This window comes from Aquabacterium sp., assembly GCF_021768455.1.
Classification (GTDB): Bacteria; Pseudomonadota; Gammaproteobacteria; order Burkholderiales; family Burkholderiaceae_C; genus Aquabacterium.
The window spans coordinates 24,024-46,242 of sequence record NZ_JAIZVX010000013.1 but is presented as its reverse complement, the minus strand read 5'-3'; the positions used below and the strand labels follow the sequence as shown (position 1 = coordinate 46,242).

Genomic DNA, 22,219 nt, shown 5'->3' with positions numbered 1-22,219 from the left:
CACGGGGCTGGCGACCACGAAAATCTGCCCCAGGCCGGTCAGCAACCCACCCTGCGCACCGAGCGCGAGGCCAGTGGGCCGGCCCAGGCTGCCGTGCGCGTGCGCCCCCAGCTGCTGGACCGCCTGGTCAACCACGCGGGCGAGGTCTCCATCACCCGCACCCGCCTGCAATCGCAGGTGGGGCAGATCCGTGGCTCGCTCACCGACCTGACCGACAACCTCGACCGCCTGCGCCAGCAGCTGCGCGACATCGAGCTGCAGGCCGAAACCCAGGTCAACACCCGCATGGAAGCCGCCCGCGCGGCCAGCCAGAACTTTGATCCGCTGGAGTTCGACCGCTACACCCGCTTCCAGGAACTGACCCGGATGATGGCCGAGTCGGTGAACGACGTGGCCACCGTGCAGCGCACCCTGCAGCGCAACCTCGAAACCGCGGAAGACCAGCTGGCCGCCCAGGCCCGGCTGACCCGTGACCTGCAGGACGATCTGCTGCGCACCCGCATGGTGGAGTTCGAGGGCCTCTCTGACCGCCTTTACCGCGTCGTGCGACAGGCCGCCAAGGAAACCGGCAAGCAGGTGCGCCTCGACATCGTCGGCGGTGCCACCGAGATCGACCGGGGTGTGCTGGAGCGCATGACCGGCGCCTTCGAACACCTGCTGCGCAACGGCATCACCCACGGCATCGAAACGCCCGAAAAACGCCTGGCTGCCGGCAAGGACGCCAACGGCCTGATCACCGTGTCGCTGCGCCAGGAGGGCAACGAGGTCAGCATCGAGTTCCGCGACGATGGCGCGGGCCTCGACCTGCTGCGCATCCGCGACAAGGCCAAGGCCCAGGGCCTGCTGGCCTGGGACGCCGAGGCGAGCGACGCCGACCTGGCCCAGCTGATCTTCACCCCCGGCTTTTCCACCGCCGAGGTGGTGACCGAGCTGGCAGGGCGTGGCATCGGCATGGACGTGGTCCGCTCCGAGGTCAACGCCATGGGCGGCCGCATCGAAACCGGCACCACCTTCGGCCAGGGCACCAGCTTCCGCCTGGTGCTGCCGCTGACCACGGCCGTCACCAAGGTGGTGATGCTGCGTTGCGGCGGCCTGAACGTGGCCGTGCCCACCCACCTGATCGAGATCGTGCGCCGTGCCAGGCCGCAAGAGGTGGAGCAGGCCTACCGCCAGGGCAGCTTCGCCTTTGGCGAGGCCGTGCTGCCGTTTTACTGGCTCGGTGCCTTGCTCGACGCCAGCCCGCGTGGCACCGAGGGTGGGCGCAGCCTGCCGGTGGTGATCGTGCGTTCGGCCCAGCAGCGCATCGCCCTGCACGTCGACGAAGTCCTGGGCAACCAGGAAGTGGTGGTCAAGAACCTGGGCCCACAGCTTTCGCGCCTGCCCGGTCTGGCCGGCATGACGCTGCTGGCCTCCGGTGCCGTCTCGCTCATCTACAACCCGGTGGCCCTGGCCACGGTGTACGGTGACCGGGCCCTGGCCCTGACCGCCGAGGCCCTGGCCACCCTGGGCGATCAGCCCGCCGGCTGGCTCTCTCACAGCGCCGAGGCCCACCTCGCACGCCCGGCCGAGACCGCCGCCGAATCCCAGGCGCCCATGGTGCTGGTGGTTGACGATTCGCTCACGGTGCGCAAGGTCACGCAACGCCTGCTCTCGCGCGAAGGCTACCGCGTGGTGCTCGCCAAAGATGGCCTGGAGGCACTGGAGCGTCTGGCCCAGGAGCGCCCGACGGTGGTCCTCTCCGACATCGAGATGCCCCGCATGGACGGCTTCGACCTCGTGCGCAACATCCGCGCCGACCAGAAGCTGGCCGATCTGCCCATCATCATGATCACCTCGCGCATCGCCCAGAAGCACCGCGATTACGCCGCCGAACTCGGCGTCAACCATTATCTTGGCAAGCCCTATGGCGAAGAAGAACTACTGGCCCTCGTGGCCCGTTATGCTTCGTCTCAGGTCGGTGCCCTCTGAGCCCCACCTTTGCCGTGATGCAGGCCTTGCCCCACTCAACCTCGCTCCCTGACGGCCACGCTCCGCGTGCGGACCATGCCATCGACCAGCTCGCCGCGCTCACGGCGCAGCGGGACCGCGAAATGCTGGACGTCTCCCTGGCCCAGGGGGTGATGGAACTGCTCGGCGCCAACAGCGTGGGTGTCTACCGCCTGCTGGGGCAGGAGGGTGAGGCGCGGCACTGGATGTGCGGCGGCCTGGCCCGACCTGGCCAGCTGACCATCAGCGATTCGCCCTGGGCCGACGTCGACACCCTCTCGCGCGAGGCCGACCATCCGGCGCGCCAGCAGGTGCTGAACTCGCGGGCTCTGACGCAGAGCGAGCTGCCTTGCACCACGGTGGAAGACGCGTCCCACCGCTTTGTGGCCGTGTTGCCGTTGATGGTGGAGCTGGGCTCGCCCGGTGTCCTCGAGGTTCACACCGACAAGCCCTTGCCTCCCGGGGCGCTGCGGCCCATCCAGACCCTCCTGAAGGTTTTTGCCAACTTTCAGAACCTGCTGGAGTCCAGCCAGCGGGACTCCCTTACCGGCCTGCTCAACCGCCAATCCTTCGACGCGACCTTCATGAAGGCCACCATGCCCATCGTGGAGGAGGGCGCCGCCGAACGGGGGGGCAGCGAGCGTCGCACGGCGCCGGTCACCGGCTACTGGCTGGGCGTGGTGGACATCGACCACTTCAAGCGCGTCAACGATGGCTTCGGCCACCTCATCGGCGACGAGGTGCTGGTGCTGCTGGCGCGCATCATGCGGCAGTCCTTTCGCCACTACGACCGGCTCTACCGCTTCGGCGGCGAGGAGTTCGTGGTCCTGCTGCGCGCGGGCTCGGAAGAGGACGCCATGGGCGCCTTCGAGCGCTTCCGCCTGCATGTGATGGGTTATCCCTTCCCGCAGGTGCAGCACGTCACGGTCAGCATCGGGGTCTCGGCGGTGCAGCACCATGAAACACCCAATGGGGCTTTTTCCCGCGCTGACCAGGCCGTCTACCAGGCCAAGCACCAGGGGCGCAACCAGGTGATTTGCTACGAGGCCGAGGTGCGCAGCGGCGCCATGCAGTCCGAGCAGAGCCACATCGGCGACGTGGAACTGTTCTGAGCCCGGCGCTCAGCCCGTTTTCACCACTGCATACCGCGCCAGGGTTTCCGCCCGGGCCACGTCGTGCTGCACGATGGGCTGGGGGTAGTCGCGGCCGATCACCACGTCGTCGGCCGCGGCCAGGTCGGCTGGGCGGGCCTGCCAGGGCGCGTGGATGGCCTTGTCGGGCAGCGAAGCGATCTCTGGCACGTAACGGCGGATGAACTTGCCCGTGGCGTCGAACTTCTCGCTCTGGTTGATGGGGTTGAAGATGCGGAAGTAGGGCTGGGCGTCGCAGCCGCTGGATGCGGCCCACTGCCAGCCGCCGTTGTTGGCGGCCAGGTCGAAGTCGAGCAGCTTTTCGGCGAAGTAGGCCTCGCCTCGGCGCCAGTCGATCCCCAGGTCCTTGATGAGGAAGCTGGCCACCACCATGCGCAGGCGGTTGTGCATGTAGCCCGTCTGGTTGAGCTGGCGCATGGCCGCGTCCACCAGGGGGTAGCCGGTGCGCCCACCGCACCAGGCCTCGAAGTGGGCATCGGCCTCCTTGCCCTTGGCCCACTTGATCTTGTCGTAGTCGCGCTTGTAGGCGTGCCCGACCACGTGAGGGTGGTGGAAGAGGATCTGGTGGTAGAAGTCGCGCCAGATCAGCTCCGAGAGCCACACCTGGGCCCCGGCCGAGCCCGCCTGGGCCCGCTCCCAGGCCAGGCCGGCCAATTGCCGGATCGACACCGTGCCAAAGCGCAGGTGGGTGGAGAGGTAGCTGGGGCCCTTGACGCTGGGGAAGTCGCGGGTTTCGTCGTAGCGGTCGATGCGGTCGAGGAAGTCGTCGAGCAGGGCGGCCGCGCCGCTCATGCCCGGGGAAACCTTGAGCGGGCCGGGGTCTTCAAAGCCGATCTCGCCCAGGCTGGGCACGTGTGGGGCGCCCACGGCAGCCACCTTTGCAGGGAGGGCGGCCAGGCGGGCGGCGTAGGGCGCCACAGGGTAGGGCTTGACGTAAAACGGGTCGAGCTTCTTCAGCCAGGCGTTCTTGTAGGGCGTGAACACGCCGTAGGGCGAGTCGTTGCCGGTCAGCACCTCGTTGCGCTCGAAGATCACGTGGTCCTTCGAGGTGTAGAGCGCCACGCCCAGGTTGCTCAGGTGGCCACGCACGGTGGCGTCGCGCTGAAGGGCGGCCGGTTCGTCGTCGTGGTTGGCGTAGACGGCCTGCACGCCCAGCTCGGCCGCCAGCTTCGGGACTTCGACCTCGGCACGGCCGTGGCGCACGATCAGCCCGGCGTCGGTCGCCAGGCGGGCCAGGCCCGCGTCCAGCTCGACCAGGCTCTCGCGGATGAAGGCCACACGGCGGTCGGTGCGGGGCAGGGCGTCGAGGATGTCGCTGTCGAACACGAAGGCGCACCAGACCTTGCGCGCGCCTTTCAGGGCATGAAAGAGCGCGGCGTGGTCGTGGTCGCGCAGATCGCGGCGGAACCAGACCAGGGCAGAGGCGAGCGTGTCGGGCATGGCTTTGTGTGTGCTTTGCAATGGATGTGCGGGCAATTGGCGGAGCGGCGGTCAGGGCGGCGCAGGGCGACTAAAATCGGGGCATGCCAGCCACCGCCTCCACCCCCATCAACCTGACCAACCAGTTTCTCATTGCCATGCCCGGCATGGGTGATGGGCATTTTGCAGGCACCGTCGTCTACATGTGCGAGCACAACGACAAAGGTGCGCTCGGCCTGGTGATCAATCGCCCGACCGACATCAACTTGCAGAACCTGTTCGAGAAGGTCGACCTCAGCCTGGAGCGCGACGACCTGGCCACCCGCCCCGTCTATTTTGGTGGCCCGGTGCAGACCGAGCGTGGCTTCGTGCTGCACGAGAGCCTGGGCGACGACGGCGGCCACTACAGCTCCACGATGAAGATCCCCGGAGGCCTGGAGATGACCACCTCGCGCGACGTCCTGGAAGCGCTGTCCAACGGCGCCGGCCCGCGCAAGGTCTTCATCACCCTGGGCTACTCGGGCTGGAGCGCCGGCCAGCTGGAAGAGGAACTGGCCCGCAACGGCTGGCTCACGGTCGATGCCAGCCCGGAAATCATCTTCGAGACCCCGATCGAGCAGCGTTATGACAAGGCTTTGTCTCTGCTTGGGGTGGACCGCAACTTCCTGATGGGCGAGGCCGGGCACGCATGAGCGGGCCGATCCGCACCTATCTGGCGTTCGATTACGGCCTCAAGCGCGTCGGCCTGGCCACGGGCAACAGCCTCACGCGCCAGGCGCAACCCCTGCGCACCATCGCCGCTGAAGGCAAGGCCCGTTTCGAGGCCATTGGCAAGCTGATCGCCGAATGGCGTCCCGATGCCCTGGTGGTGGGGGTGCCCTATCACCCCGATGGTGCCGAGCACGAGAACACGCTCAAGGCCCGCCAGTTCGGTCGCCAGCTCAATGGCCGCTTCCACCTGCCGGTGCACGAGGTCGATGAGCGCTACTCCACCACCGAGGCCAAGGCCGGCGGTGCGCGCGACCTGGACGCCGCCTCGGCTGCCATCCTCCTGCAACAGTATTTCAACGATGATGCCGACCGGGCGCCGCCGCCCGCCGCATCCCCCAACGAAGAAGAGAGGCCCGCGTGAGCGCCACCACATCCTCCCTGCACCTCGATGCCGAGGCGCTTTACGGCAACCTGCTGGCTGCCGTGCGCCGCATCGTCACCCCCGAGACCACCCTCGTGGGCGTGTGGTCGGGTGGCGCCTGGCTGGCCGAGCGCCTGCACGCCGATCTTGGTCTGAGCACGCCCTGCGGTGTGATCTCCTCGGCCCTGCACCGCGACGACTTCGGTTCGCGCGGCATGGCCACGGGCAAGGACGCCACGAACCTGCCCTTCGAGGTCGATGGCCGCCACATCCTGCTGATCGACGACGTGGTCTACACCGGCCGCACCACGCGCGCCGTGATCAACGAGCTGTTCGACTTTGGCCGCCCCGCCAGCGTGACCCTGGCCGTGCTGGTCGACCGTGGTGGCCGTGAGCTGCCCTTCGAGCCCGCCTTGTCGGCCGCCCGGATCACGCTGCCCGCCCAGGAGCGCGTGGCCCTGGTCCGCGCCGACGACGGTCGTTTCCAATTCCAATTCGAGAGGGTTTGATGACCTCCATCCGCAAGCCACAGCGCAACCCGCAGCTCAACAGCCACGGCGAGCTGATCCACCTGCTGTCCACCGAAGGGCTGCCCAAGCCCATCATCCACCAGATCCTGGACACGGCAGAAACCTTCCTCAGCGTCAATGACCGCGAGGTCAAGAAGCTGCCCCTGCTGCGCGGCAAGAGCGTGTTCAACCTGTTCTTCGAGAACAGCACGCGCACCCGCACCACCTTCGAGATCGCCGCCAAGCGCCTGAGCGCCGACGTCATCAACCTCGACATCGCCAAGTCCTCGGCCTCCAAGGGCGAGAGCCTGCTCGACACCATCGCCAACCTGAGCGCGATGAGCGCCGACATGTTCATCGTGCGCCACTCGGAGTCGGGCGCGCCCTACCTGATCGCCCAGCACGTGGCGCCGCATGTGCACGTGGTCAACGCCGGTGATGGGCGGCATGCGCACCCCACGCAGGCCCTGCTGGACATGTACACCATCCGGCACTACAAGAAGGACTTCAGCAACCTCACCGTGGCCATCGTGGGCGACATCGTGCACTCGCGCGTGGCCCGCTCCAACATCCACGCCCTGACGACCCTGGGCGTGCCCGAGGTGCGCGTGGTCGGCCCGCGCACCCTGGTGCCCGGTGACCTGCGCGAGATGGGCGTGCGCGTCTGCCACAGCATGGAAGAGGGCATCAAGGATGCCGACGTCGTCATCATGCTGCGCCTGCAGAACGAGCGCATGAACGGCGGCATGCTGCCCAGCGCGGGCGAGTTCTTCAAGGAATTCGGCCTGACCGAAGCCAAGCTGGCCCTGGCCAAGCCCGATGCCATCGTGATGCACCCGGGCCCGATCAACCGCGGCGTGGAGATCGACTCCGCCGTGGCCGACGGCAAGCAAAGCGTCATCCTGCCGCAAGTCACCTTCGGCATCGCCGTGCGCATGGCCGCGATGTCCATCATTGCTGGAAACATGGCATGAAGATCCTCATCCAAAACGGCCGATTGGTCGACCCCGCATCCGGCCTGGACCAGGTCGGTGACCTGGCCATCACCTCGGGCCGCATCAGCGCCATCGGCAGCGTCAGCGCCGACTTCGCCCCCGACCGCACCATCGACGCCAGCGGCCTCATCGTGGCCCCGGGCCTGGTCGACCTGGCCGCCCGCCTGCGTGAGCCCGGCTACGAACACGAAGGCATGCTCGAGAGCGAACTGGCCGCCGCGGCCGCCGGTGGCGTGACCAGCGTGGTCTGCCTGCCCGACACCGACCCGGCACTGGACGAGCCCGGCCTGGTCGAGATGCTCAAGCTGCGCGCCCGCAAGCTCAGCCGTTGCCGCCTGTTCCCGCTGGGTGCGCTCACGCGGGGCCTCAAGGGCGAGAACCTCACCGAGATGGCCGAACTGGTCGAGGCCGGCTGCATCGGCTTCTCGCAGGCCGAGGTGCCCGTGCAGAACACCCAGGTGCTGCAGCGCGCCCTGCAGTACGCCGCCACCTTTGGCTACACCGTCTGGCTGCGTCCGCAAGACGCCTGGCTGGGCAAGGGCGTGGCTGCCAGCGGCGCCGTCGCCACCCGCCTGGGCCTCTCCGGCGTGCCGGTGAGCGCCGAGACCATCGCCATCCACACCATCGTGGAACTGGTGCGCGCCACCGGTGCCCGCGTGCACCTGTGCCGCCTCTCCAGTGCGGCCGGCGTCGAACTGGTCCGTGCGGCCAAGGCCCAGGGCCTGCCCATCACGGCCGACGTCAGCATCAACTCCCTGCTGCTGACCGATGTCGACATCGGCTACTTCAACCCCGCCATGCGTGTGAACCCGCCGCTGCGCCAGGGCCGTGACCGCGATGCCCTGCAGGCCGCCCTGCTCGACGGCACGCTCGACGCCCTGGTCTCGGACCACACCCCCGTGAGCGAAGACGAGAAAACGCTGCCCTTCGGCGAGGCCGAACCCGGCGCCACCGGTCTGGAACTCCTGCTCAGCCTGGCGCTGAAGTGGTCCGGTGCCGACCAGACCGACGCGCCCGACCCGGCCAAGCTCCGCCGCGCCCTGAGCGTGGTCACCCAAGGTCCCGTCAAGGTGCTGGGTGAGGCGTTGGGCTCGCTGTCCAGCAGTGCCGGTCGCCTGGTGCATGGTGGCGTGGCCGACATCGTCGTCTTCGACCCGGCCGTGCGCTGGGCCGTGCAGCCCGAGGCCCTCGTGAGCCAGGGCAAGCACACCCCCTTCGCCTTCGAGTCGACCGGCTTCGAGCTGGCCGGTCGCGTGCGCCTGACCCTGGTTGCAGGCCAGGTCGCCCACGAAGCCGCCGCATGAGCACGGTCGCAGGGCAGGGCGCGGACACCCCGGCGACCGTCAAGGCCGCACCGCTCACGGGCCACTGGGGCCGCGCGCCCCTGGGGGCCTGGCGCCTGCTGCGCGTGGTGGGCCACATCCTCTCGGGTGTCGGCATCGTCTTCACCCGCTGGGATGCCTTTGATGCCGCCCGCAAGCGGGCCGAGACCATCCGCTGGTCGGCCCGCATGATCGACCTGCTGGGCGTGAAGCTCACGGTGAGCGGCCAGGCCCATGCGGGGGCCAAGCTCATCGTTGCCAACCACATCTCCTGGCTCGACATCGTCACCCTCAACTCGGTCGAGCCTTCGCGCTTCGTCTCCAAGGCCGAAGTGGGGCAGTGGCCGGTGGTGGGCAAGCTGGTCGATGCGGCCGGCACGCTCTACCTGGTGCGTGAACGCCGCCGAGACGCCGCCCGCGTGCTCGGCCTCATGGCCCAGGCCCTGCGTGACGGGGCCACCGTCGCCGTCTTCCCGGAGGGCACCACCGGCGATGGCCATGGCGTGCTGCACTTTCACCCCAACCTGGTCCAGGCGGCCATCGATGCCGATGTCCCGGTGCAGCCGGTCGTGCTGCGTTACAGCAACCCCGGCGTGCCCGTCAGCAGCGACACGGCCTACATCGGCGACACCACCCTGCTGCAGTCCCTGTGGCGTGTGGTGACCGCGAAAGACCTCTGCGTGCACGTGCACATCCTGCCGGCCCAGCAGGTCACGCATGCCGACCGACGCGCCCTCACCACCCAACTGCACGCGCAGATCGAGGCCTGTCTGGCCGATGGCGTCAAGGCGGCGAACGGCTCTTCCTGAGTCAGCAGGACAACCCTGAGCCCGAACCCAAGGCCGCTGTGAAGCGGCTTTTTATCTGGCGAAAAGCCAAATCCGTCACAGGCAATTCAGGACATTGCCCATGAAGTTTCTTGTCAAAGTGGCGATGTGACATGAGCGCAAGGGGGCCAATGTGGCCGCCCTGTCACCCGGCTTGTAGGAAGCGGGTCGCGCCAAGACATCAACCCCGCTTTGAGGAGCCTCCATGACCCCAACCAAGCTTGCCCGCCTGCCCATCCTTCTGGCAGCCCTGGCGGCCTGTGCCGGCGCCCGCGCCGACTACACCTCGCCCGACGGCAACTTCCGCCTGTCGGGCTTCGGCACACTTGGCTACTCACGCAGCACCTCCGACGACGCCCTCTTCAACTACCCAGGCCAGGGGGGCGGCTCCACCCGCAGCGGCAGCTTCGATCCTGACAGCAAGTTCGCCATGCAGGGCAGCTACAAGTTCACGCCGACCGTGTCGGCCACGGCCCAGCTGATGACCAAGTACGACGCTGCCGGCCAGTACGTGCCCAGCATGGAGTGGGCCTTTGCCAAGTGGCAGGCCACGCCCACTTTGAGCGTCCGCGCTGGCCGCATTGGCGCCCCGTTCTTCATGATTTCCGACTTCCGCGATGTGGGCTATGCCAACACCACCGTGCGCCCGCCGCTGGACGTCTATGGTCAGGTGCCCGTGAGCCAGTTCGAAGGTGCCGATGCCTCCTACCAGCTTCACCTGGGCTCCGCCTCGGTCACGACCACCCTGTGGACCGGCAACTCTGAGGCCGATTTCGCCTCCTCGCTCACCCGCGACCCCAGCACGGTCAAGCTCAAGCGCCAGGTGGGCCTCAACGTCCTGACCGAGCTCAGCAATGGCCTTTCGCTGCGCCTGGGGCGCAGCCAGGGCAAGCTGAGTGTCACCTCGCAACTGGGTGAGCAGCTCACGGCTGGCGCCACCAACGCAACGCTGCTGGCCGGTCTGGCCGGTTACGGCGCCACCAGCAACCCGGGTGCGGCGGGTGCAGCCGCGGCCGGCGGGCAACTCGCCGCCGTGGTCGATCTGCTCAATCCGAACGGGGTTGACGCCTCCTTCACCGGCATCGGCCTGGGCTATGACCAGGACAACTGGGTGGCCGGTCTCGAGTACACCAAGCGCAAGACGAAGAGCTACATCCCCGACACCACGGGCTGGTACGGTTTTGTGGGCTACCGCGTGGGCAGTTTCACGCCCTACGTCGGCGCCTCGCAACTCAAGGTGGACCGTTCGACGTCCAACCCCGTGAGCGCGATCGCGACCGCGTCCTCGAGCCTGAACACCAGCGTCAACACCATCGCCGCGGGCACCAACATCCTGCTTGGCACCCAGAAACTCGCGCAGCGCACCAGCACCCTGGGTGTGCGCTGGGACGCCAGCCCCAGCACCGCGCTGAAGTTCCAGTACGACCGCATCGCCAAGCCTGCCGACTCCAACGGTCTGCTGCTCGTGGCCGACCCGACCCAGGCCTCGGCCGCCGCCTATGCGGCAGCCAAGAAAACCATCAGCGTCCTGACCCTCTCGGTCGACTTTGTGTTCTGAGCCGAAGGGAGCACCACATGATGTACACCACCAAGCTGAAGCACACCGTCCTGCTGGCCGCCCTGACCCTGGCTTCCCTGGCCGCCCAGGCCGAAGTGGCCGTGATCGTCAACCCCAAGAGCAGCCTGGCCTCGCTCTCCGCCGACCAGGTGGCCGCCATCTTCCTGGGCAAGAGCGCCACCTTGCCGTCTGGGGCCACTGCGGCACCGGCCGACCTGCCCGAGTCCAGCGCGACCCGCGAGCAGTTCTACAGCAAGGCCGCGGGCAAGACTTCCGCTCAGGTCAAGGCCACCTGGGCCCGCCTGACCTTCTCCGGCAAGGCCACGCCACCCAAGGAGCTCGGCAGCGCAGCCGACGTCAAGAAGTTCGTCGCCAGCAACCCGGACGCCATCGGCTACATCGAGAAATCGGCGGTCGACGGCAGCGTCAAGGTCGTGCTAACGGTCGATTGAGCGACAACATCGCGACAAGGGTGTCACGCCAGCCTCCAGCGCGACACCCTTTCTTGTGATATGGCAAGCCACGTCACATTGGGGCCCCTACAATCTCGCGTCCCGTTGAAAGGTCCCTGATGTTTGATTCCGTGTTCCTCGGCAGCCTGCACGACAGCCTCGTGCAGTGGGCCGTGCAAGGCCTGGCCGATGCCAGCTGGTGGCAGGTCGTGGCCTACACCCTCCTGGTGACCCATGTCACCATCGCTTCGGTCACCATCTTCCTTCACCGGGCCCAGGCGCATCGCTCCCTGGAGCTCCATGCGATCCCCTCGCACTTCTTCCGCTTCTGGCTCTGGCTGACCACCGCCACCGTCACCAAGCAATGGGTGGCCGTGCACCGCAAGCACCACGCCAAGTGCGAAACCGCTGAAGACCCCCACAGCCCGGTGGCCCACGGCATCAAGACCGTGCTGCTGGAAGGCCGCGAACTCTATGCCGCCGAAGCCGCCAAGGCCGAGACGCTCAAGAAGTACGGCCACAACACCCCGAACGACTGGCTGGAGCACCACCTCTACACCCCCCATGCCACGGCCGGCGTCTTCCTGATGCTGGCCATTGACCTGGCCCTGTTTGGCGCCATCGGCATCACCGTCTGGGCCGTCCAGATGATCTGGATCCCGATCACCGCTGCCGGCATCATCAACGGCCTGGGGCACTGGTGGGGCTACCGCAACTTCGAGGCCGCTGACGCGTCCACGAACATCTCCCCCTGGGGGATCATCATCGGTGGCGAAGAACTGCACAACAACCATCACACCTACCCGACCTCGGCCAAGCTCTCGGTCAAGCCCTATGAATTCGACATCGGCTGGGGTTACATCCGTGCCCTCGAAATCGTGGGCCTGGCCAAGGTCCGCAAGACCCCGCCGCGCCTGACCCTGGGTTCGGTCAAGCCCGTGGCCGATGCCCAGACGCTCGAAGCCATCGTGGCCCACCGCTACGAACTGATGGCCGGCTACGCCCGCGAAGTGCGCGCAGCGTGCGCCAGCGAACTGGCCCGCCTCAAGGCATCCGGCCAGACGGCCTCTGCCTCCCAGTTGCAGCGCGTGCGCCACTGGATGCACCGCGACACCGAGCAGATGCCCGCAGGCATGCAGGAAGAGGTGGACGCCGCCCGAGCCGCCCACCCCAAGCTCGACAAGCTGATCGCCATGCGCGAAGAACTCCGCGCCATCTGGACGCGCACCAATGTCTCGGCCGAACAGCTTGTGGCAGATCTGCAGGCCTGGTGCCAGCAGGCTGAAAACAGTGGCATCGCAGCCCTGCAAGACTTCTCGCGCAAGCTGCGCTCGGCCCACGCCTGAGTTCTGGGCGCCGGGGCTTGCCCCACCACCCTGCCAAGGCCGTCACACGACGGCCTTTTTTTCGCCTGCATTGCACCTGGCGGAGGGGGCTCAGGCGCAGGCCGCCACTCAGGCCATGATGTTCAGTCCGCCATCCACGTAGACCGTCGATCCCGTCATGTGGCGCGCGCATGGGCTGGCCAGGTAGGCGCAGGTCCGGCCCACGTCGATCACGTCGACCCCTTCACCCAGCGGGGCCTCGCTGACCGCATGGGCCAGCATCACGTCGAACTCCTTGAGCCCGGAGGCGGCCCGGGTGGCGATCGGCCCAGGCGAGATCGCATGCACGCGGATGCCCTTGGGCCCCAGCTCATAAGCCAGGTAGCGGCAGCTCGATTCCAGTGCCGCCTTCACCGGGCCCATCAGGTTGTAGTGAGGCACCACCTTCTCTGCGCCGTGGTAGCTCATGGCAAACAGGCTGCCGCCATCTCGCATCAGGGGCACAGCCCGGCGGGCGAGGCGCAGGAAGGAGTGGCAGGAGATGTCCATGGCCATGGCAAAGCCCTCCGCCGAGCTCTGCAGCAGGCCGCCTTGCAAGTCGGCCTTGGGCGCGAAGGCGATGGAGTGCACCAGCAGGTCCAGCTGGCCCCACTTCGCCTCGATCGCAGCGAACACGGCGTCCAGCTGGTCTGGCTGGGTCACGTCCAGCGGCAGGAAGAGGGCTGCGTCCAGTTCGGTCGCCACAGGCTGGACAAAGGGCCTGGCTTTCTCGTTCTGATAGGTGAGGGCCACCTCGGCGCCCATGTCGGTGAAGGCCTTGGCGCAGCCGTAGGCGATCGACGATTCGTTCGCCACGCCCACGATCAGCGCTTTCTTGCCCGCCAGCATGAGAGGGGGCGGGGGGATCTGGTGGTGCATGGTGGTGATTGGGTTGGCGCGGGAATGTCCGATCCTGACCCCTGGATGCGACACCACCGCATCAACCCACTGGATCGCTTGACTGATGTTTGCCTGTGGTTTGCCGTGTGGGGCATGAAAAAACCCGCCGGGCTTGCGCTGGGCGGGTTTTTCGAGGATGAGCCGAATTACTTCAGCTTCACTTCCTTGTAGGCAACGTGCTTGCGTGCCTTGGGGTCGAACTTCATGAATTCCAGCTTTTCGGGCGTGGTCTTCTTGTTCTTGCTGGTGGTGTAGAAGTGGCCGGTACCCGCAGTGGATTCCAGCTTGATCTTTTCGCGTCCGCCTTTAGCAGCCATGGTTCAGTCTCCGATCACAGTTCGCCACGGGCGCGCAGGTCCACCAGGACCTGATCGATGCCCACTTTGTCAATCAGGCGCAGAGCGGCCGTGCTGATGCGCAGACGCACCCAGCGGTTTTCGCTCTCGACCCAGAAACGACGGTACTGCAGGTTAGGCAGGAAACGACGCTTGGTTTTGTTATTGGCGTGGGACACATTGTTCCCGACCATCGGGCCCTTACCCGTGACTTGACAGACGCGTGCCATGACGCTTCTCCGTTCGCTGTGATCGCGCTTTTGATCGCGCTTGTGTTGCGGTACTGGTGCCCAGAGCATGAACTCGACCCTCGTTGCCGAGGCGGCCCTTGATGAAGCACCCTTCCGTGGTTTTTGGCCCAAGCAACAGCGCTGCGGTGCAGCGCGCCTGACTTTGGGTCATCCGCACGGGACGATTTTTGGCAAAAGCGAGATTATAGCCAGATTCTGCGCGCTTGGCAAAATCTGGCCCCATCGACTTCGCCTGAGGCCTGTTTCGAAGGGGCAAGCCGTGTGGCTCAGGCCCCTTGTTCCAGGAAGCGCTGGGCGTCCAGAGCGGCCATGCAGCCTGTGCCGGCCGAGGTGATGGCCTGGCGGTAGACGTGGTCCTGCACGTCGCCAGCGGCGAACACGCCCGGCACGCTGGTCATGGTGGCAAAGCCGTTCGCGCCGCCCTTGGTCAGGATGTAGCCATCCTTCATCTCCAGTTGGCCCTTGAAGATGTCGGTGTTGGGCGAGTGGCCGATGGCGATGAAGCAGCCCTTGAGTTCGATTTCCTTGGTGCTGCCGTCGTTCACGTTCTTGATGCGCACGCCGGTCACGCCGCTCTGGTCGCCCAGGACTTCATCGAGGGTGTTGAACAGGTGCAACTCCATCTTGCCGGCGGCCACCTTCTCCTGCACCTTGTCGATCATGATCGCTTCCGCACGGAACTTGTCGCGGCGGTGGATCAGGTGCACCTTGCTGGCGATGTTGGAGAGGTAGAGCGCCTCTTCCACGGCGGTGTTGCCGCCGCCGACCACGCAGACCACGGCATCGCGGTAGAAAAAGCCGTCACAGGTGGCACAGCCGCTCACGCCGCGACCCATGAAGGCCTCTTCGCTGGGCAGGCCCAGGTACTTGGCCGAGGCGCCGGTGGCCAGGATCAGGGCATCGGCGGTGTAGGTGCCGCTGTCGCCCTTGAGCGTGAAGGGGCGCTGGCTCAGGTCGACCTCGTTGATGTGGTCGTAGACGAAGTTCGTGTTGAAGCGCTCGGCGTGCTGCTGGAAGCGCTGCATCAGTTCGGGGCCCTGCACGCCCATCACGTCGGCGGGCCAGTTGTCCACTTCAGTTGTGGTCATCAGCTGGCCGCCCTGGGCCATGCCCGTCACCAGGGTGGGCTTCAGGTTGGCGCGTGCTGCATAGATCGCAGCGGTGTAGCCCGCAGGGCCGGAGCCCAGGATCAAAACGTTGCTGTGTTGCGGGGTGCTCATGTCGTCGCCTTTCGATGTCTGTCTTGAAACTGTGCGGTTCGCACTGTGTATTTCCGGACTTGCCTTGTGGGCGCCTCCAAATAAAGTGCTAAAAAATCCCGCACCGGTGCCGAAAATTGTAGAGACAGGTTGTTTGTCACACACATGATCGGGTGATTGGTGCACCCGAGCGTCCTGCGCATTCTGGCAGGACTACACCGACCGAACGCAAGAGGAGCCCCCCATGGCCATGCTGTCCAATCTCGATTTGATCCGCCGCGTGCCTTTGTTCTCGATGCTGACCCCGGCTCAGGCCGAGTCCATCGCCGAGGGTGTCGTCAAGCGCCGCTACCGCCGTGGCGAGCTCATCGTCGAGCGGGGACGCAAGACCAACTCGCTCTTCATCCTGCTCACTGGCCGTGCCCGTGTGGTGGCGTCCGACGAGCGTGGCCGCGAAGTCATCCTGGCCGTGCTCGAGGCGGGCGACTACCTGGGTGAGATGAGCCTGATCGACAACGAACCCCATTCCGCCACCGTTCGCGCCGAGGTGCAGACCGATGTGCTGGTGCTGGGCCGCGCCGAATTCGCCCGCTGCCTGCCCGAGAACTCGTCGCTGAGCTACGCCATCCTGCGCGGCCTGGTGCAGCGCCTGCGCAGTGCCGACCGCCAGATCGAGTCCCTGGCCCTGCTGGACGTCTACGGGCGCGTGGCCCGGGCCCTGCTCGACATGGCCGACGAGGACGCTGGTGAAAAGGTCATCCGCGGCAAGGTGTCGCGACAGGACCTCGCCAAGCATGTGGGCGCCTCTCGCGAAATGGTCAGCCGCGTCATGAAGGACCTGGAAGAGCGCGGTCTCATCGAGACGCAGGAAACCGGCAGCGTGGTGCTCAAGGAGCGCCTGGTCGCCACGGCCTGATCCCGCCAGCCCGTCTGGCCGACGATCGCCTGACAACGCCCCTTGCGAGGGGCGTTTTGCATGGCTGCGCGTGCCGGCCGGATGGCGAAAAGCCGCCACAATGCGGGGATGACATTTCCTCTGGGATCCCTCCAAGCCGATGGCTCGTCTGGCGCGCGTGCGCCCGAGCGTCGGGGTGACGCCGCCGCCAGCCGCATGGGTGGCCGCCTCCACCGTGTGCCTCATGTGCCCACGCCTGAGCCACAGGCGCCCATCGAGCACACCCTGCGCTTCCAGGCGGCCCTGCTGTTCGGCGGCGTGTTGTGGCTCTTGCTGCTCCTGGCGCTGGTCAGCCACACCCGGCTCGACCCGGCCTTCACCACGTCTGGCCAGAACCTCGAGGTGGCCAACTGGGCAGGCAAGGGCGGCGCCTACGCTTCCGACCTGATGCAGTTCCTGTTCGGGCACTCGGCCTGGTGGCTGATGCTCATCGGTGGGCGGGTCTGGCTGGGGGCTTTGGCGCGCTGGCTGCGCCGCGACGCAGCCGTGGGCCTGCCCTCTGGCGCTGTGGCTGCGGGGCAGCCACAGGCGGCGGGTTTCTCGGCCTGGCGCTTCTGGGTGGGGGTGGTGGTGCTGATGGCGGCCAGTTGTGCCCTCGAGTGGTCGCGGCTTTACCGCAACGAGGGCTCTCTGGCAGGTGAGCACGCGGGGGGCATCCTGGGCATGAGCCTCGGTAGCCTGGGCAACCAGTGGCTGGGCTTCAACGGTTCAGGCGTGCTCTGGATCGCCATGCTGGTGGCCGGCACCTCCATGGCGCTGCGGTTCTCCTGGCTGGCGCTGGCCGAACGCATCGGCGTGCTGGCCGATGGTCTGCGCCAGAAGCGCGAGGCCCAGCGCGAGGTCGAGCAGGACATCCGCATTGGCGAAAAGGCGGCCATCGAGCGCGAACGCGTGGTCGAGGAAGTGCGCCACGAACTGCCCTCCGAGCCCATCCCCATCATCATCGAGCAACCGGTGGTCGAGGTGCCCAAGTCCGATCGCGTGGTCAAGGAAAAGCAGAAGCCCCTCTTTGCCGAGATGGGCGACAACAAACTGCCCCAGATCGACCTGCTCGACCCCAATGTGGGCCGCATCGAGACCGTCACCCCAGAGACCCTGGAGATGACCTCTCGCATGATCGAGAAGAAGCTCAAGGACTTTGGTGTCGAGGTGCGCGTGGTGGCGGCCTCGCCGGGGCCGGTCATCACCCGCTACGAGATCGAGCCCGCCACCGGCGTGAAGGGTTCGCAGATCGTGAACCTGGCCAAGGACCTGGCCCGCTCGCTCAGCCTGGTCAGCATCCGCGTGGTCGAGACCATTCCCGGCAAGAACCTGATGGCGCTGGAGTTGCCCAACGCCAAGCGCCAGATGATCCGCCTGACCGAAATCCTCGGCTCGCAGGTCTACCACGAGGCCCAGTCCCTGCTGACCATTGGCCTGGGCAAGGACATCGTCGGTGCCCCCGTGGTGGCCGACCTGGCCAAGATGCCGCACTGCCTGGTGGCCGGCACCACCGGTTCGGGCAAATCGGTGGGCATCAACGCCACCATCCTGAGCCTGCTGTACAAGGCCGAGGCCCGCGATGTGCGCCTCATTCTGATCGACCCCAAGATGCTGGAAATGAGCGTCTACGAGGGCATCCCGCACCTGCTGTGCCCGGTCGTGACCGACATGAAGCTCGCCAGCAACGCCTTGAACTGGGCTGTGGGCGAGATGGAGCGGCGCTACAAGCTCATGTCCAAGATGGGCGTGCGCAACCTGGCCGGCTACAACAAGAAGATGGACGACGCCAAGGCGCGTGGCGAGCTCATCCCCAACCCCTTCAGCCTGACGCCGGACGAACCCGAGCCACTGGACCGCCTGCCGCACGTCGTCATCGTGATCGACGAACTCGCCGACCTGATGATGGTGGTGGGCAAGAAGATCGAAGAGTTGATCGCCCGCCTGGCCCAGAAGGCCCGTGCTGCCGGGGTGCACCTCATCCTTGCCACGCAGCGTCCGTCGGTCGACGTGATCACGGGCCTGATCAAGGCCAACATCCCGACGCGCATCTCCTTCCAGGTCAGCAGCAAGATCGACAGCCGCACCATCCTTGACCAGATGGGCGCCGAGGCGCTGTTGGGGCAGGGCGACATGCTCTACCTGCCCTCCGGCACGGGCCTGCCCATCCGGGTTCACGGCGCGTTCGTGAGCGACGAAGAGGTGCACCGCGTGGTCGAGTACCTCAAGACACAAGGCGAGCCCAACTACATCGAAGGCATCCTCGAGGGCGGCACGCTCAGCGACGAGGGCAGCAACCTCGATGGCAGCCCTGCCGGTGGCGCCGGCGATGGCGAGCAGGACCCTCTCTACGACAACGCCGTGTCGGTCGTGCTGCAGCACAAGAAGGCGTCGATTTCGCTGGTGCAGCGCCACCTGCGCATCGGCTACAACCGCGCTGCGCGCCTGCTCGAACAGATGGAAAAGTCGGGGCTCGTGTCCAGCCTGTCGACCAACGGCAACCGCGACATCATCGTGCCCCAGCGCGGCGGGGAAGGCGGTGTCACGGCCGCGCCCTGGGACGCCTGACGCTGCCTCAGCCCAGGTCAATCCAGGTCAACCCAGGCGCGCGCTGGCGCATTGAAGAGCCAGGGCCTGCCAGACGTGCAGGCCCGATCCGACCCACTTTGCCGGGCTTGTGTGCCGGCTCCGCCATGACGAACCTTGTTGCCTTGAACCGATTCTCCGTGTCGCGACGTGCCATGTCGTTCGCGCTGGCCTGTGCTCTGGGGGGCTTCAGCGCCCTGGCCCAGGCCGATGCCGTCGACACCCTTCGCAGTTTCGTGAAGGAGGTGCAGAGCGGCCGAGGCGCCTTTGTGCAGACCGTGACCTCGCCCGATGGCAAGAAGTCCCGGCAGTCCCGCGGCACGCTCGAATTCCAGCGGCCCAACCGCTTCCGTTTTGCCTACAGCACACCCACCGAGCAGCTCATCGTGGGCGACGGCAAGCAGGTCTGGCTTTACGACACCGACCTCAACCAGGTCACGGTGCGTCCGATGAGCCAGGCCCTGGGGGCCACGCCTGCGGCGCTGCTGTCAGGGGGAACGCTGGACAAGGACTTCACCCTCAAAGCACTGCCTGCCTCGTCATCGAGTGCGGTGACCGCGGTCTCGGTGCCTCAACAGGCAGCGACAGTGATCGAATGGGTGGAGGCCTTGCCGCGTCACAAAGAGGGGCAATTCCAGTCCGTGCGCGTCGGCTTCAAGAGCGGGCAACTGGCCGTCCTGGAGATCCTGGACAGCTTTGGGCAACGCTCACGCCTGGAGTTCGCGCAATTCGAATCGAAGGTGGCCTTGCCGGCCACCCGGTTCCAGTTCAGCCCGCCACCCGGGGCGGACGTGCTGAACCAGCCTTGAAATGGGTCGGTGAGCAGGCGGGGGCCCGGGAGGGCTGCGGCCTGTTGACCGAACGATCGCACCACCCAATCGGCCCCTGTGTTGTGCAGGGGGTGGTGGCTGCTTGACGCGCTGTCCTCGCGGGGTACGGCGCGCTGCTCCTGAATCTTGTTGTCGTTGAACCGACCTGGCCCACCTGGGTTCGGCCGATCCTTTGGACACGCACGCCTTCGAGGGCGTGCGGTGCCCGTGCTGTCACCCGAGGGGATCAGCCTTCACGCTTGCCGAAACCCGGGCGCTTGCCGCCGAAGCCAGGCTTGGGGCCGCCGGACTTGAAGCCGGGCTTGCTGCCGAAAGGCTTGTCGCCAAACGACTTGCCCTGGGTGCGGTCACCAAAAGGCTTGTCACCGAACGACTTGCCGTGCGGGCGATCGCCGAAAGCAGGGCGGTCCTGGCGGTCGCCAAAGGCCGGACGGTCGCCGAAGGGGCGATCGCCACGGGGGCGGTCACCGAAGGCGGGGCGGTCGTTGTTGAACGCCGGACGATCGCCGTAAGGGCGGTCGCCGCGCGGACGGTCGTTGAAGGCCGGGCGGTCGCCGAACGGGCGGTCACCGCGGGGGCGGTCACCGAAAGCAGGACGCTCGTTGTGGAAGGCCGGACGGTCATTGAAGGCCGGGCGGTCGCCAAACGAAGGGCGGTCACCGAACGATTTGCGTTCGTTGAAGCCACGGTCACCACCAAAGCCACCGCGATCGCCGCCGAAGCCGCCTTCACGGTTGGCGCCAAAGCGCGGGGCGCCACGGTCTTCGCGGTTGCGGTGGCCAGGCATCGGCTTGTTGAAGCGCGGACCACGGCTTTCACCGGCGCCCATCTTCATCTTGGGCTCGAGGCCAGCGATCACCGACTCGGGGATGCGGTTGGTGGTGAAGCGCTCGATGCGGCGCACCATGCCCACGTCACGACGCTCGCACAGCGTGACAGCCAGGCCGGAGCGGCCAGCACGACCGGTACGGCCAATGCGGTGAACGTAATCTTCCGGCTTCATGGGCATGCCGTAGTTGATCACGTGGGTGATCGTGGGCACGTCGATGCCGCGGGCGGCCACGTCGGTGGCGACCAGCACGCGCAGCTGGCGCATGCGCAGGCCTTGCAGCACGCGGTTGCGGCGGCCTTGCGGCATGCCACCGTGCAGGGCGGCCACGGCATGGCCCATGTCGGCCAGTCGGTCGGCTAGGATGTCGGCGTCGCGCTGGGTGCTGGTGAAGATCACGGCCTGGTCCACGTCCTTGCTGGCCAGCAGGTGGTCCAGCAGTTCGTTCTTGTGGATCAGCGAATCGGCCAGGTGCAGACGCTGCTCGATGTTGGCGTGGCCTTCGGTGTGCGAAGCCACTTCGATCTGGCGGGCGTCGTGCGTCAGGCGCTGGGCCAGCTGACCGACGTGACCGGCGAAGGTTGCCGAGAACATCAGGGTCTGGCGGCCTTCAGGCGTTTGCTCGGCGATGTGCTCGATGTCTTCGATGAAGCCCATGTCCAGCATGCGGTCGGCTTCGTCCAGGATCAGGACTTCGAGGTTTTCCAGCACGCAGGCGCCGGTGTTCAGGTGGTCGATCAGGCGGCCAGGGGTCGCGATCAGCACGTCCAGCGGGCCACGCAGGGCCTTGAGCTGGGCGGGGTAGGGCACGCCGCCCACCACGGTGGCGACACGCAGGCCCTGCATGTGGCGGCCGTAGGTGTCAGCGGCCTTGGCCACCTGCATGGCCAGTTCGCGGGTCGGTGCCAGCACCAGCACGCGAGGGCCGTAAGTCTTGCCCTTTTCGCGGCGTTTGGCGGCGTCGCCACGGGCGGCAATGATGCGCTCCAGCGAGGGCAGCATGAAGGCGGCGGTCTTGCCACTGCCGGTGCTCGAGGCCACGCGCAGGTCGGCGCCTTCCAGCGCGGCCGGGATGGCCTGTTGCTGCACGGTGGTCGGCTGCGTGTAGCCGGAGTCGGCCAGGGCGCGGCACAGCATCGGGCTCAGGCCCAGGGAGGCGAAGTCGGGGCCGGTGTAGGCCTCGGCTTGCTCACCTTCGGCTTCGGCGCCGGCTTCGTCGGCGAACGCATCGCCCTGGGCTTCGGCTTCCAGGCGGCGGGCCAGCGCGTCGATCTGCGAAGCGCTGTGGGCGTCCACGCGGGACTCGTCCAGAGCGGCTTCGTTCTGGTCGTTTTGCGTATTCGGGTTGTCGTGAGACATGATTTCTTTCAAGCAATGCAAAGCGCTGCCGCCTGCCTCGGCGAGGCAAGTAACAAACGCCATGACCGGAGCCTGACCAACACGGTCAAGTCACCCAGTCTGGGTGGGGTCGCTGTGGATTCGTGTCCGTACCTCGTGACAGGTGCCGGAGAGGCAAACCTGGGTCGTCACGGTGAGTCGGTTTGAAAGCGACGGCATCGCCGCCAACCGGAACTCAAGACACGCTCTTGGCTGGCATCCGACGATGCAGCCCGGCTTGAAAAGGTCAGAGGGGATGAACT

General features: G+C 66.8%; 20 protein-coding genes. 14 read left to right on the top strand and 6 right to left on the bottom strand.

Features of this window, described 5'->3' with window-relative positions:
• Both QZ994_RS03370 and QZ994_RS03365 read left to right on the top strand, forming a co-directional pair.
• Nucleotides 1-1,968: response regulator (locus tag QZ994_RS03370; protein ID WP_290868201.1), on the top strand; the 1,968-nt coding region annotated here is incomplete at its 5' end.
• A 17-nt stretch (nucleotides 1,969-1,985) separates the two neighbouring features.
• Nucleotides 1,986-3,098, top strand: coding sequence for a diguanylate cyclase (locus tag QZ994_RS03365; protein WP_290868197.1), 1,113 nt, complete (start codon nucleotides 1,986-1,988; stop codon nucleotides 3,096-3,098).
• Nucleotides 3,099-3,107: 9 nt separating this feature from the next.
• On the opposite strand, the gene QZ994_RS03360 is transcribed toward QZ994_RS03365, so the two are convergent.
• Entirely contained in the window at nucleotides 3,108-4,577 is a 1,470-nt protein-coding gene (locus QZ994_RS03360) for a deoxyribodipyrimidine photo-lyase (RefSeq protein ID WP_290868194.1), read from the bottom strand.
• Nucleotides 4,578-4,660: 83 nt separating this feature from the next.
• On the opposite strand from QZ994_RS03360, the gene QZ994_RS03355 reads away from it, so the two are divergent.
• The 9 genes from QZ994_RS03355 (at nucleotide 4,661) to QZ994_RS03315 (ending at nucleotide 12,697) form a co-directional block, all read left to right on the top strand.
• Nucleotides 4,661-5,248: a YqgE/AlgH family protein gene (locus tag QZ994_RS03355; protein ID WP_290868191.1), complete on the top strand. Its 588-nt coding sequence runs from the start codon at nucleotides 4,661-4,663 to the stop codon at nucleotides 5,246-5,248.
• Nucleotides 5,245-5,688, top strand: a complete 444-nt coding sequence (gene ruvX / locus QZ994_RS03350; protein WP_290868188.1) for a Holliday junction resolvase RuvX — start codon at nucleotides 5,245-5,247, stop codon at nucleotides 5,686-5,688. Before QZ994_RS03355 ends, ruvX begins: the two co-directional genes overlap by 4 nt.
• A complete protein-coding gene (gene pyrR, locus QZ994_RS03345; protein ID WP_290868185.1) occupies nucleotides 5,685-6,197 on the top strand; it encodes a bifunctional pyr operon transcriptional regulator/uracil phosphoribosyltransferase PyrR in 513 nt (170 codons plus the stop codon). Before ruvX ends, pyrR begins: the two co-directional genes overlap by 4 nt.
• Complete coding sequence (locus QZ994_RS03340) at nucleotides 6,197-7,171, top strand: aspartate carbamoyltransferase catalytic subunit (RefSeq protein WP_290868182.1); 975 nt, start codon at nucleotides 6,197-6,199, stop codon at nucleotides 7,169-7,171. The genes pyrR and QZ994_RS03340 overlap by 1 nt, the downstream gene beginning before the upstream one ends.
• On the top strand, nucleotides 7,168-8,496 hold the full coding sequence (locus tag QZ994_RS03335; protein WP_290868179.1) for a dihydroorotase: 1,329 nt from the start codon (nucleotides 7,168-7,170) through the stop codon (nucleotides 8,494-8,496). Before QZ994_RS03340 ends, QZ994_RS03335 begins: the two co-directional genes overlap by 4 nt.
• Nucleotides 8,493-9,323 (top strand): 1-acyl-sn-glycerol-3-phosphate acyltransferase, encoded by an 831-nt coding sequence (locus tag QZ994_RS03330; protein WP_290868176.1) that lies wholly within the window; start codon nucleotides 8,493-8,495, stop codon nucleotides 9,321-9,323. Before QZ994_RS03335 ends, QZ994_RS03330 begins: the two co-directional genes overlap by 4 nt.
• A 223-nt stretch (nucleotides 9,324-9,546) precedes the next feature.
• Nucleotides 9,547-10,899: a hypothetical protein gene (locus tag QZ994_RS03325; protein WP_290868174.1), complete on the top strand. Its 1,353-nt coding sequence runs from the start codon at nucleotides 9,547-9,549 to the stop codon at nucleotides 10,897-10,899.
• Between the two features lie 17 nt (nucleotides 10,900-10,916).
• The gene (locus tag QZ994_RS03320; protein ID WP_290868172.1) at nucleotides 10,917-11,351 is read left to right on the top strand and encodes a hypothetical protein; all 435 of its coding nucleotides are present in this window, start codon (nucleotides 10,917-10,919) and stop codon (nucleotides 11,349-11,351) included.
• A 119-nt stretch (nucleotides 11,352-11,470) separates the two neighbouring features.
• Nucleotides 11,471-12,697 (top strand): fatty acid desaturase, encoded by a 1,227-nt coding sequence (locus QZ994_RS03315; RefSeq protein WP_290868169.1) that lies wholly within the window; start codon nucleotides 11,471-11,473, stop codon nucleotides 12,695-12,697.
• A gap of 108 nt (nucleotides 12,698-12,805) precedes the next feature.
• Here the strand turns inward: QZ994_RS03315 and fabI are convergent, their stop codons facing one another.
• The 4 genes from fabI to trxB form a co-directional block, all read right to left on the bottom strand.
• Nucleotides 12,806-13,594, bottom strand: coding sequence for an enoyl-ACP reductase FabI (gene fabI / locus QZ994_RS03310; RefSeq protein WP_290868166.1), 789 nt, complete (start codon nucleotides 13,592-13,594; stop codon nucleotides 12,806-12,808).
• Nucleotides 13,595-13,761: 167 nt separating this feature from the next.
• Nucleotides 13,762-13,932, bottom strand: coding sequence for a 50S ribosomal protein L33 (rpmG, locus tag QZ994_RS03305; protein WP_058087945.1), 171 nt, complete (start codon nucleotides 13,930-13,932; stop codon nucleotides 13,762-13,764).
• Nucleotides 13,933-13,946: 14 nt separating this feature from the next.
• On the bottom strand, nucleotides 13,947-14,180 hold the full coding sequence (rpmB, locus tag QZ994_RS03300; protein WP_290645379.1) for a 50S ribosomal protein L28: 234 nt from the start codon (nucleotides 14,178-14,180) through the stop codon (nucleotides 13,947-13,949).
• Nucleotides 14,181-14,467: 287 nt separating this feature from the next.
• Nucleotides 14,468-15,421: a thioredoxin-disulfide reductase gene (gene trxB / locus QZ994_RS03295; RefSeq protein WP_290868163.1), complete on the bottom strand. Its 954-nt coding sequence runs from the start codon at nucleotides 15,419-15,421 to the stop codon at nucleotides 14,468-14,470.
• Nucleotides 15,422-15,644: 223 nt separating this feature from the next.
• Between trxB and QZ994_RS03290 the strand changes: the two genes are divergently transcribed.
• The 3 genes from QZ994_RS03290 to lolA all read left to right on the top strand — a co-directional run bounded on the left by QZ994_RS03290 (nucleotide 15,645) and on the right by lolA (nucleotide 19,729).
• A complete protein-coding gene (locus tag QZ994_RS03290; RefSeq protein ID WP_290868160.1) occupies nucleotides 15,645-16,316 on the top strand; it encodes a cyclic nucleotide-binding domain-containing protein in 672 nt (223 codons plus the stop codon).
• Between the two features lie 108 nt (nucleotides 16,317-16,424).
• The gene (locus tag QZ994_RS03285; RefSeq protein ID WP_290868157.1) at nucleotides 16,425-18,902 is read left to right on the top strand and encodes a DNA translocase FtsK; all 2,478 of its coding nucleotides are present in this window, start codon (nucleotides 16,425-16,427) and stop codon (nucleotides 18,900-18,902) included.
• Between the two features lie 173 nt (nucleotides 18,903-19,075).
• Nucleotides 19,076-19,729 carry an outer membrane lipoprotein chaperone LolA gene (gene lolA / locus QZ994_RS03280; RefSeq protein WP_290868207.1) on the top strand — a complete coding sequence of 218 codons (654 nt, stop codon included), beginning with the start codon at nucleotides 19,076-19,078 and terminating at the stop codon, nucleotides 19,727-19,729.
• A gap of 247 nt (nucleotides 19,730-19,976) precedes the next feature.
• On the opposite strand, the gene QZ994_RS03275 is transcribed toward lolA, so the two are convergent.
• A complete protein-coding gene (locus QZ994_RS03275) occupies nucleotides 19,977-21,938 on the bottom strand; it encodes a DEAD/DEAH box helicase (RefSeq protein WP_367172251.1) in 1,962 nt (653 codons plus the stop codon).
• Nucleotides 21,939-22,219 lie beyond the last annotated feature (281 nt).